At 71.8% G+C, this 1,617-nt stretch carries 1 protein-coding gene; it reads right to left on the bottom strand.

Going from position 1 to position 1,617, the window contains the following annotated elements; genetic code table 11:
- Window positions 1-1,617, bottom strand: a 1,617-nt coding sequence (locus CCN44_RS20995; RefSeq protein ID WP_244203942.1) for a condensation domain-containing protein, incomplete at both ends; no start/stop codon positions are given.

The following is a 1,617-nucleotide window of genomic DNA, read 5'->3' on the forward strand; positions in this document are numbered from 1 at the left end:
GAAGGTCAGCATCACCTGGAACAGCGGGTGGTGGGCGAGTGACCGGGTGGGGTTGACGATCTCGACGAGCCGTTCGAAGGGCACGTCCTGGTGGGCGTAGGCGGCGAGGTTCGTCTCGCGGACACGGTCCAGCAGCTCCGCGAAGGACGGGCCGCCGGAGGTGTCGGTGCGCAGCACCAGGGTGTTGACGAAGAACCCGACCAGGTCCTCCAGCGCATCATCACCACGGCCCGCGACCGGCGTGCCGATCGGGATGTCCGTGCCCGCGCCGAGCCGGGTCAGCAGAGCCGCGATGGCGGACTGCACCACCATGAACACCGTGGACTGGTGCTCGCGTGCCAGCTTCACGATCCCGGCGTGCAGCTCCGCGTCCCAGGCGAAGGCGACCGTGGCACCGTGGTGGCCGGCGGTCGCCGGACGGGGTCGGTCGGTGGGCAGCTCGAGGCGGTCCGGGAGACCGGCGAGGGTGGTGCGCCAGTGGTCGATCTGGCGGGAGATCAGGCTCTCGGGATCGGATTCCTCGCCCAGCACCTGGCGTTGCCACAGGGTGTAGTCGGCGTACTGCACCGGCAGCGGTTCCCACTCGGGGGCACGGCCGGCCCGGCGCGCGGCGTAGGCCACCGACAGGTCGTGGGCCAGCGGCCCCATCGACCAGCCGTCGCTCGCGATGTGATGGGCGAGCAGCAGGACGACGTGTTCGTCCGCGGACGGCGACAGCACCCACGCCCGCAGCGGCATCTCGCGGGTCAGGTCGAAGGTGTGCCGGGCCGCCGCGGCCACGTGGTCGTCCAGCCGGTCCGGGGTGGTGGGCACGACGTCGACGACCGGCCGGGCCTCCTCCACCGGGAGGATCCGCTGGTACGGCGTGCCGTCCGCCTCGGCGAACACGGTCCGCAGGGTCTCGTGTCGCGTGACGAGGTCGGTGAGGGCCCGGCCCAGCGCGGTGACGTCCAGGTCACCGGTCAGCCGCAGCCGCATCGGCACGTTGTAGGTGGCGCTGGGTCCCTCCAGCCGGTGCAGGAACCACAGGCGCTGCTGGGCGAACGACAGCGGCAGCCGCTCGGGGCGCGCCATCGGCACCAGCGCCGCCCGCGCCCCGGCCGCGTCACCCAGGCGCGCCGCGACCCCGGCGACCGTCGGCGCCTCGAACAGGTCCCGCACCGACAGCTCCACACCGAAGGCGGTACGGACCCGGCTGATCAACTGGGTGGCGAGGAGGGAGTGTCCGCCGAGGTCGAAGAAGTTGTCGTCGATGGTGAGGTGGTCGACGCCGAGGGTGTCGGCGAAGATCGCGGTGAGGATCTCTTCGGTTGCGGTGCGTGGGCCGCGTCCGTTGGTGGTGTGGGTGTGTTCGGGTGCGGGCAGTGCGGCGGTGTCGAGCTTGCCGTTGGGGGTGAGGGGCAGGGTGTCGAGGGTGACGTAGGCGGTGGGCAGCATGTAGTCGGGCAGGGACGCGGCCGCTTCCCGGTGGACGCCGGTGGTGTCGGCGGTGGTGGGGGTGAGGTAGGCGGTGATGCGCTGGTCGCCGGGTTGGTCCTCGCGGACGATGACGACGGCTTGGGTGACCGAGGGGTGCTGGGCGAGGGCGGTTTCGATCTCGGCGAGTTCGATGCGGTA

The sequence above is a fragment of the Streptomyces tricolor genome (assembly GCF_002155905.1).
Classification (GTDB): domain Bacteria; phylum Actinomycetota; class Actinomycetes; order Streptomycetales; family Streptomycetaceae; genus Streptomyces; species Streptomyces tricolor.